This is a genomic window from uncultured Comamonas sp. (assembly GCF_964277875.1).
GTDB classification, from domain to species: domain Bacteria; phylum Pseudomonadota; class Gammaproteobacteria; order Burkholderiales; family Burkholderiaceae_C; genus Comamonas; species Comamonas sediminis.
Genome location: NZ_CAXYJV010000049.1, coordinates 104,699 through 113,837, shown reverse-complemented (window position 1 = coordinate 113,837; position 9,139 = coordinate 104,699). Strand labels below are relative to the sequence as shown.

The following is a 9,139-nucleotide window of genomic DNA, read 5'->3' as shown; positions in this document are numbered from 1 at the left end:
ATCATTGGCCGGATTGCTCCGGTATGTTCAACCGTCCAAACTGTCAACCTAATTTAGGACGGGTCAGCGTTTCAGGGGCACCTGGGCGGGCACCGGGCCGGCCAATAGCCTGCGGCGCAGGCGGCTGGCGCTGCCGCCCGATAATGTGGGGCTTGCCCCCACTAGAGCCAGAGACCTGCCCATGCTTGCCCGCCACCACGATCCGATTGTTGCCATTGCCACTGCCCCCGGGCGCGGAGCAGTGGGCATTGTGCGGGTGTCGGGCAAGGCGATTGCGCCGCTGGTCGAGCGACTCTGCGGCAAGGCCCTGAAGCCGCGCGAGGCCAGCTACCTGCCGTTCAAGGCGGCCGACGGCCAGGCCATTGACCAGGGACTGGCCTTGTACTTCCCTGCGCCGCACAGCTATACCGGTGAGGACGTGCTGGAGCTGCAGGCCCACGGCGGCCCCGTGGTGCTGCAGCTGCTGCTGGCCCGCTGCCTGGAGGCCGCACAGGCAGAGGCCGACAGCGGCAAGCCGCTGCTGCCCGGCCTGCGCCTGGCCGAGCCAGGGGAGTTCACCGAGCGCGCATTTCTGAACGACAAGATCGACCTGGCCCAGGCCGAGGCGATTGCCGATCTGATCGATGCCAGCACCGAGGCGGCAGCACGCAGCGCCAGCCGCTCCTTGACCGGCGCCTTCTCGCAAGAGGTGCACCGCCTGCGCGATGCGCTGGTGCACCTGCGCATGCTGGTCGAGGCCACCTTGGATTTCCCCGAAGAGGAAATCGACTTTCTGCAAAAGGCCGATGCCTATGGCCAGCTGGACCAGCTGCGCGCCACCGTGCAGGCCGTCATGCAGCGCACCCGCCAGGGCGCCTTGCTGCGCGAGGGCATCAAGGTGGTGATCGCCGGGCAGCCCAATGCCGGCAAAAGCTCGCTGCTCAACGCGCTGGCCGGCGCAGAGCTGGCCATCGTCACGCCGATAGCCGGCACCACGCGTGACAAGGTCGCGCAGACCATCCAGATCGAAGGCGTGCCCCTGCATGTGATCGACACGGCCGGCCTGCGCGAGAGCAGCGACGAGGTCGAGCGCATCGGCATTGCCCGCGCCTGGGAAGAAATCGCCGCCGCTGATGCCGTGCTGTTCCTGCACGACCTGACCCGCATGGCCGCGCCCGACTACGCCGAGGCCGATCGCCAGATCGCCGCCACCTTGCAGCAGCAACTGCCCGCCACCGTGCCGGTGCTGCAGGTCTGGAACAAGGCCGATGCCATGACCGCCGACGAGGCCCGCCGCCAAAGCGCCGAGGCCGCCGCGCAGTTTGGCGCTGCTGCTGCCGCTGCCCCGGCGGGCGGCCAGGCCCCGCTGGTGCTGTCGGCCAAAACCGGCGATGGCCTGGACACCCTGCGCCAACAACTGCTGGCCATGGCTGGCTGGCAGCCCGCCGCCGAAGGCACCTACATCGCCCGCGCCCGCCATGTGCAGGCGCTGCAACAGGTCGAAGAGCACCTGGACATCGCCCATGCCCAGCTGCATGTGGACAGCCCAGCGCTCGACCTGCTGGCCGAAGAGCTGCGCCTGGCCCAGCAATCGTTGAATGCGATCACTGGCGAATTCACATCGGATGATTTGCTGGGGGTGATCTTTTCGAGTTTTTGTATTGGGAAGTGATGCGGGTCTCTTCTTCCTCCTGAAGTAGAGGTCGATAGAAAAGCGCCGCGCGTCGCAAAGCAGATGCTGTAATCTTGCGGTTGCCCAAGCTGCCACTAACCTTGCTTAGCGCGTATGGAGGAGGCAGGGGTGCACAGGAGGATGGATGACCCAACCAGATTTCAGCGAGCAATTGGACAGTCTTATCGCTACTTGGGAAAACGAAGTGGCAGAGTTCAAACAGGCTGGCAGCGATTTCAGCACGGACGATATCGGCAAATACTTCTCTGCGCTCGCTAATGAAGCCAATCTGCGTGGCGTAGAGCTTGGGTGGTTGGTATTTGGGGTGAGCAATAAAACCCGTTGCGTGGTGGGCACTGATTACCGGCCACAACAGGAACGCCTGCAGTCGCTCAAGATGCAGATCGCTGAGAATTCTGAGCCCCGTGTGACCTTCCGCGAAATTCACGAGTGGCAGCACGCCGATGGCCGCGTGCTGATGTTTGAGATTCCCGCCGCGCCACAAGGTATTCCTATTTCCTGGAAAGGCCACTACTACGCGCGCGCTGGCGAAAGCCTGACATCTCTAGGCTTGGATAAGCTCGATGACATTCGCCGTCAAACACTCGCGCAGGATTGGACGGCCCAAGTCGTACCAGGCGCCACACTTGATGATTTGGATGAAGCCGCTGTTGAGAAAGCGCGTGATTCTTTTGCTCAGAAATATGCCAACCGGTTCCAACCTGGCGAGGTACAGGGTTGGCCGTTGACGACATTTCTTGACCGAGCGCGTGTTACGCATGATGGCCAACTGACGCGCGCTGCTTTACTTCTACTTGGCAAAGCGGAATCAAGCTATCACCTATCCCCGCATCCTGCCCAGTTGACGTGGAAGTTGGAAGGGGTAGAGCGGGCCTATGAACATTTTGGGCCACCATTTCTGTTGAATACGACGCAGCTCTATCAGCGGATTCGGAACATCCAGCTCCGCCTGTTGCCTCTTGACGAGCTGCTGCCCATCGAGGTTTCCAAATACGATCAGAAGATCGTGCTGGAAGCCCTGCACAACTGCATTGCCCACCAAGACTACAGCCGCAACGGAAGGGTCGTGGTCAAGGAGCTGCCTGACAGGTTGGTGTTCGAGAACGAAGGCGGATTCTACGAAGGACAACCAGACGATTACATTCAGGGCGACAAGACACCGCGACGCTACCGAAATCCAGCCTTGGCTTTGGCGATGGTAGAGCTGAACATGATCGACACCATGGGCTACGGCATCCATTCGATCTATACGGGACAAGCACGACGTTATTTCCCATTGCCTGATTACGACTTGAGAGAGCCCGGGGTCGTTGGGTTGACCATTTACGGTGGCGTGGTAGATCCGGCCTATAGCCGTTTGCTGATTCAGAACACCCAGCTTCCATTGGCAGATGTGTTGGCTCTGGACCGGGTGCAAAAGCGCTTGCCTATCCCCGATGACGCCGCCGCACGCTTGCGGCGTAGCAAGTTGATTGAGGGGCGTAAACCTCATTTCCATGTATCAGCAGCGGTGGCAGAAGCAACAGCCAACAAAGTCGACTACATCCGTACCCGTGCGCAAGACGATGCGTTTTACCTCAAATTGCTGACGGACTATCTGGAGAAATTTGAGCGGGCCAACCGAGCGGAGATCAATGAATTACTGATGGGCAAGCTGAGCGATGCACTGGATGCCAAACAGAAGTACAACAAGATCAGTGGGCTGCTAACACGATTGCGCCGCCATGGCGTGATCCTCAATACGGGCTCTGACACTGCTCCCTGCTGGCAGCTGACAGAGAGAGTTGCAAAGAGAAATTAGAGGTTTGCAGAGAGAAATTAATTAAATTCTTTATCAATCAATAGGTTATTGAATTACATTGGTGCGCTTTTGCAGAGAGCTAGCGTGAAGCTGCAGGTGAATTGAAAATTCGCCAGGCATTTCTCAAACAGAGTTGCTTTGCATGAGCGCAGCAGCATCCCCCCGAGGTAACACCAGCACCGCCTCCAACCCGCCTCCATCCGCCGCGCGCAACAACAGCTCGCCACCATGGGCCTGCGCCACTGTCTGCGCAATCGACAGGCCAAGCCCGACCCCGCCGGAATCGGCATTGCGGGAGTGTTCCATGCGGTAGAAGGGCTCCAGCACCCTGGCCATCTGCGCGGCGGGGATGCCCGGGCCGTGGTCGCGCACGTGGATGCGCAGTTGTTGTCCATCGTCGTCGATGTGCAACTGCGCATCGCCGGCATAGCGCAGTGCGTTTTCCACCAGATTCTGCAGGCCCCGGCGCAGGCTTTGGGCGTAGCCGGTGTAGGGTTGCAGCGCCTGCCCACTGACGGGGACCGGCAGGCCGCAGGACTCGTGCATGTCTTGTGCCACGCCATGCACCAGCGCGTTGATGTCCATGGTCTGGCGCGGGCCGCTGGCGTGGGCGCCGGTGAGCATGTCCAGGGTGGAGGCGGCCATGTGCTCCATCTCTTCCAGGTCCTTGCGGAACTTGGCGCGCAGCGCGTCGGGTTGGAGCATTTCAGCGCGCAGGCGCAGCCGGGTGATGGGCGAGCGCAGGTCATGCGATACGGCGGCCAGGAAGCGGGTGCGCTCGGCCAGGCCTTCGTTGATTTTTTGCTGCATGGCGTTGAAGGCCTGGGCTGCCTGCTGCACTTCGCGCGGGCCCCGCGCATCCATCGGCGGGCTTTGCAGGTTACGGCCCAGCGCCTCGGCGGCGGCGGCCAGGCGCTGCAGGGGGCGCATGGCCAGGCGCACTGCCACCAGGGCCACGGCCACAATCACCAGGCTGCGCAGCAGGTAGACGCGCAGCACATAGTCGGCCAGCGCCTGCAAGGGCTGCACCGGCTGGCCGATTTCCCCTTCCTGCGCATCGATCTGCAGCCAGGGGCCGTCCTGCAGTTGCAGCAGCAGGCGTACATGGGCTTCGGGTTTATCGGCCAGCAGTACGGGGCTGCGGTGGCCGTCGGTGCTGCGCTCGCCCAGCAGCGCCAACTGCTGCAATTGCAGCGGCACGGGCTGGCCCAGGCGCTCGCGCACCACCTGGGCCATCAAGGTCTGGGCTTCGGGGTAGGGGGATGTCTGCGTGCCATCGGGTGCATCGACCAGATGCAACTGGTAGCGGCTGCCTTGCCACTGCGCCAGCAGCGCGGCACGTTGCTCGGGCGGGCTGGCTTGCAGCAAGGCCAAGGTATCGGCGCTGCGTGCCGCCACCAGGCGCAAGGGCACATCCAGCAGCTGGCTGCGGCGCATTTCCCACCAGATGGTGCCGGTCATCGCCTGGGCGGCCAGCATGCCGATGACCAGGATGGCGGCAATGCGGCCAGACAATGTTTGTGGCCACAGCCGCGCCAACCACGACAACCAACTGGGAAGCCAGCGGCCGGTGCAATGCGTGGCGGGGGTGTCGGGGGCGGTGCTCACGCCAGCGTCTCGACCTCGCAGGCCAGCACATAGCCGGCATTGCGCACGGTGCGCAGCAGCTGGGCCTGGCGCGGCTGGGGCTCCAGGTGCTGGCGCAGGCGGCTGATGCAGACATCGACGGCGCGGTCCAGCGCCTGGCGCTCGCGGCCAAAGGTGTATTCGGCCAGGTAGTCGCGGCTCAGGGTGCGCTGCGGGTTTTGCGCCAGCGCGCAGAGCACGCGGTAGTCCGATTGGGCCAGGCTGATCAGCAGGCCCTTGGGGTCATGCAGGCTGCGGCTTTGCATGTTCAAGGTCCAGCCGGCAAAGCGCAGGGTGGCCAGGTGCTCGGGCTCGTGCATTGATGCCGGCACCTGGCGCGTGCGCCGCAGCACGCCGGTGATGCGGGCCAGCAGCTCGCGCGGGTCAAAGGGCTTGGGCAGGTAGTCGTCGGCCCCCATCTCCAGCCCCAGGATGCGGTCCATCAGCGCGCCGCGTGCCGTCAGCATCACCACGGCGATGGGGGTGCGCTCGCGCAGGCTGCGGCACAGCGCCAGGCCATCGACGCCGGGCAGCATCAGGTCCAGCACCACCAGGTCGGCGCTGTGGCGGGCCAGCCAGTCCCACATGCCCTGGCCATCGGGCACGGCAGCCGCCTGCATGCCCTGGGCACGCAGGTAGTCGCAGAGCAGCTCGCGGATCTCGGGGTCGTCATCGACCACCAGGATGCGGGCCTTGCCGGGCAGGCTGGCGGGGGGCGAGGTCACGGTTTTCTCCGGATAAGTAATGGATTGTGTTGGAGGGCGGGGCGAAAACATGGCATTGCAAATCAGGCGGGCGGTGGCGGCTGGGCCGCTGCGGCGCTGATTAGAGTGGCGGCTCACTGATCAATAAGAACGATTTTCATTCTAGTTTGTTGTGACCATGACCGCATCGAAGCTCTCCCCGGCACTGCAAGCTGCAGGCGCATCCCTGGTCCGCATGTCGGACCTTTTTCGTACTGCCGCACAAGCGGGCATGCGCTTGCGCGCTCTGGGTGTGGCGCTGGGGCTGGGCCTGGCCACGGGTCTGACCATGGCAGCTCCGGCGCAAGCTGCAGCGGATGCCACGGCCGCGCAGGGCAGCACGGTGGTGGATATCGTCGGCCGCACCGTGCAGATCCCCGCCAAGGTGGACCATATTCTGCTGGGCGAGGGCCGCTTTCTGTATGCACTGGCACTGATGGAGGGCGCTGAGCCCTTGAAGCGCATTGTGGGCTGGCAAGGCGAGCTGGCCTTTGCCGATCCCAATGGCTGGGCGGCCTACCAGCAGCGCTTTCCGCAGATCACCCAGATTCCGCTGATTGGCCGCAGCTCGGAAGACAGCGTCAGCTACGAAAAATCGGTGTCGACCCAGCCCGATATCGCCATCTTCGGCCTGGGTGGTCATGGCCCGGGCCGCCAAAGCAGCCTGGTGCAGGCACTGGAGAAGTCGGGCGTGCCCGTGGTTTTCATCGACTTTCGCGCCCAGCCGGTGCGCAACACCGCCAAGAGTATCCGCATCCTGGGCCAGGCGGTGCACCGCGAGGCGCAGGCCAATGCCTATGCCGATTTCTACGAGGCGCATCTGCTGCGGGTGCAGTCCCGGGTCAAGGACATCCCTGCGCAGCAGCGCCCGCTGGTGTTTGCCGAGCTGCTGGCCGGTGTCTGGGATGGCTGCTGCCACACGGCGGGCAAGGGCAACGTCGGGGAGTTCATTGACGCCGCTGGCGGCATCAACATCGCGGCAGGCAAGATCCCCGGCGCGATCGGCGACCTGAACCAGGAAGCACTGATCGCCCAGGACCCGGCCATCTACATCGCCACCGGCAGCCGGCCCCAAGGCAGCCGCCCCATGGTGCGGGCGGGCGAAGGGGTGAGCGCCGCGCAACTGGGCAGCAGCCTGCGCGAGCTGACCCAGCGCCCGGGTTTTGAGACGCTGAGCGCCGTGCGCTCGGGCCGCGCCCATGGCCTGTGGCACAACTTCTACGATGCGCCCACCAATATTTTGGCGATCGAGGCCATGGCCAAGTGGTTCTACCCCGAGCGCTTTGCCGATGTGGACCCGCAGGCGACGATGGCCGAGATCAACCGGCGCTTCTTGCAGGCGCTGCCGATGCAAGGCGCGTACTGGGGCGATATCGCCCCCTTGAAGGCCAAGCCATGAGCGTGTCCCTGCCGCCGCTGGCAGCCACTTCGGCTGCGCTGGGCGTAGATGCAGGGCATGCTGGCCAGCACGCCAAGGCCTACCGTCGTTTGACGGGCTGGCGCCTGCTGGTGCTGGCGCTGCTGGCTGGTGCCATTGTCGCGGCCCTGCTGTTTGACTTCACCACCGGCCCATCGGGCCTGGCGCTGCCGCAGCTGCTGCAGACCCTGTACACGCCCGATGCCGCGCCGCCGGCGCTGCGGGTGATTGTCTGGGATATCCGCCTGCCCTATGCCTTGATGGCGGTGGCCGTCGGCCTGGCGCTGGGCCTGGCGGGTGCCGAGATGCAGACCGTGCTGGCCAACCCGCTGGCCAGCCCTTTTACCTTGGGGCTGTCGTCGGCCGCCGCCTTTGGCGCAGCGCTGGCGATTGTGCTGGACTGGAGCCTGCCGGGCGTGCCTGCATCCTGGGCGGTGCCGGCCAATGCCTTTGTGTTTGCGATGGCCTCGGCCTTGCTGCTCGATCTGGTGGCCCGCTGGGGTGGCATGAGCGCCACCGGCGTGGTGCTGTTTGGCATTGCGCTGGTGTTCAGCTTCAATGCGCTGGTGTCCTTGCTGCAGTTTGTGGCCACGGCCGAGGCCTTGCAGGGTCTGGTGTTCTGGACCATGGGCAGCCTCTCGCGGGCGACCTGGCCCAAGCTGGGTGCGCTGGCATTGGCCTTGGCGGTGGTGCTGCCGCTGTCCATGCGCAATGCCTGGCGGCTGACGGCGCTGCGCCTGGGGGAGGACCGCGCGGCCAGCTTTGGTGTGGATGTGCGGCGTCTGCGCCTGGGTGCGCTGCTGCGCATCAGCGTGCTGGCGGCCCTGTCGGTGGCCTTTGTCGGCAGCATCGGCTTTATTGGCTTGGTGGCACCGCATATTGCGCGCCGGCTGGTGGGCGATGACCACCGCTTTTACCTGCCGGCCTCGGCCTTGACTGGCGCGCTGGTGCTGTCGCTGGCCTCGGTGGCATCCAAGGCGCTGGTGCCGGGCGTCATCGTGCCGGTGGGCATTGTCACCTCGCTGGTAGGCATTCCCTTCTTTCTGGCCATCGTGCTGCGCACCCGGGGGCGGGCATGAGCGGCGGCGGTTTGCAGATCAGCGGACTGCATGTGGCCTATGGCCGGCGCGTGGTCATTCCTTCGTTGTCGGTGGCCGATCTGCAGCCGGGCACGGTCACCGTGGTGCTGGGCCCCAATGGCAGTGGCAAATCGACTTTTTTGCGGGCGCTGGCGGGGCTGACCCGTGCCAGCGGCCAGGTGCGCTTGCAAGGGCAGCCGCTGGACCAGGCCAGCCTGGCCGAGCGCGCCCGGCGCGTGGTCTACCAGCCCCAGGCCTTGCCGGCGGCGGTGCATTTGCGCGTGATCGAATCGCTGATGGCGGCGCGCAAGGCCTCGCCCCACAGCCTGCATGCAGGTGCCGAGCCAGCCCAGGATGCGGTCGTGCAATGCGCTGCTGTGCTGCAGCAACTGGGCATTGACCACCTGGCGATGCGCCACCTCGATGAGCTATCGGGCGGCCAGGCGCAGTTGGCCGGCCTGGCACAGGCGCTGGTCCGCCAGCCCCAGGTGCTGATGCTCGATGAGCCGCTGTCGGCGCTGGACCTGAACCACCAGTTCCATGTGATGGCGCTGGTGGGCGAGCAGACCCGGCGCAGCGGCATGGTCACCCTGGTGGTGCTGCATGACCTGGGCCTGGCGCTGCGCCATGCCGACCGCGTGCTGGTGCTGCAGAACGGCGAGCTGCAGGCCGATGGCCTGCCCAGCGATGCGATCAACCCCGAGCTGCTGGCCCGTGTCTATGGCGTGCAGGCCCGTGTCGAGCCGTGCTCGCGCGGCATTCCGCAGGTGATGGTGGACGGCCTGCTGGCCTGAACGGCTA

7 protein-coding genes are annotated in these 9,139 nt (G+C 64.9%); 5 read left to right on the top strand and 2 right to left on the bottom strand.

The features are described 5' to 3' along the window. Positions 1–181: 181 nt before the first annotated feature. Both mnmE and ACHWUQ_RS20950 read left to right on the top strand, forming a co-directional pair. On the top strand, positions 182–1,651 hold the full coding sequence (gene mnmE / locus ACHWUQ_RS20955) for a tRNA uridine-5-carboxymethylaminomethyl(34) synthesis GTPase MnmE (protein WP_394682346.1): 1,470 nt from the start codon (positions 182–184) through the stop codon (positions 1,649–1,651). Positions 1,652–1,796: 145 nt separating this feature from the next. Next, positions 1,797–3,473 (top strand): RNA-binding domain-containing protein, encoded by a 1,677-nt coding sequence (locus tag ACHWUQ_RS20950; protein WP_394682345.1) that lies wholly within the window; start codon positions 1,797–1,799, stop codon positions 3,471–3,473. A gap of 123 nt (positions 3,474–3,596) precedes the next feature. Here the strand turns inward: ACHWUQ_RS20950 and ACHWUQ_RS20945 are convergent, their stop codons facing one another. Next, a complete protein-coding gene (locus ACHWUQ_RS20945) occupies positions 3,597–5,081 on the bottom strand; it encodes an ATP-binding protein (protein WP_394682344.1) in 1,485 nt (494 codons plus the stop codon). After that, complete coding sequence (locus ACHWUQ_RS20940; RefSeq protein WP_239809923.1) at positions 5,078–5,824, bottom strand: response regulator; 747 nt, start codon at positions 5,822–5,824, stop codon at positions 5,078–5,080. The genes ACHWUQ_RS20945 and ACHWUQ_RS20940 overlap by 4 nt, the downstream gene beginning before the upstream one ends. A 307-nt stretch (positions 5,825–6,131) precedes the next feature. Here ACHWUQ_RS20940 and ACHWUQ_RS20935 point away from each other — a divergent pair, with 307 nt between their 5' ends. From ACHWUQ_RS20935 to ACHWUQ_RS20925, 3 genes are read left to right on the top strand one after another with little or no spacing between them, the layout of a single operon-like run. Beyond that, positions 6,132–7,241, top strand: coding sequence for an ABC transporter substrate-binding protein (locus ACHWUQ_RS20935; protein ID WP_394682349.1), 1,110 nt, complete (start codon positions 6,132–6,134; stop codon positions 7,239–7,241). After that, on the top strand, positions 7,238–8,338 hold the full coding sequence (locus tag ACHWUQ_RS20930; protein WP_394682343.1) for a FecCD family ABC transporter permease: 1,101 nt from the start codon (positions 7,238–7,240) through the stop codon (positions 8,336–8,338). Before ACHWUQ_RS20935 ends, ACHWUQ_RS20930 begins: the two co-directional genes overlap by 4 nt. Further along, positions 8,335–9,132: an ABC transporter ATP-binding protein gene (locus tag ACHWUQ_RS20925; protein WP_394682342.1), complete on the top strand. Its 798-nt coding sequence runs from the start codon at positions 8,335–8,337 to the stop codon at positions 9,130–9,132. Before ACHWUQ_RS20930 ends, ACHWUQ_RS20925 begins: the two co-directional genes overlap by 4 nt. Positions 9,133–9,139 lie beyond the last annotated feature (7 nt).

Coding starts and splice junctions, on each gene's coding strand:
- mnmE (WP_394682346.1), top strand. CDS start 182: ATGCTTGCCCGCCACCACGATCCGATTGTTGCCATTGCCACTGCCCCC.
- ACHWUQ_RS20950 (WP_394682345.1), top strand. CDS start 1,797: ATGACCCAACCAGATTTCAGCGAGCAATTGGACAGTCTTATCGCTACT.
- ACHWUQ_RS20935 (WP_394682349.1), top strand. CDS start 6,132: ATGGCAGCTCCGGCGCAAGCTGCAGCGGATGCCACGGCCGCGCAGGGC.
- ACHWUQ_RS20930 (WP_394682343.1), top strand. CDS start 7,238: ATGAGCGTGTCCCTGCCGCCGCTGGCAGCCACTTCGGCTGCGCTGGGC.
- ACHWUQ_RS20925 (WP_394682342.1), top strand. CDS start 8,335: ATGAGCGGCGGCGGTTTGCAGATCAGCGGACTGCATGTGGCCTATGGC.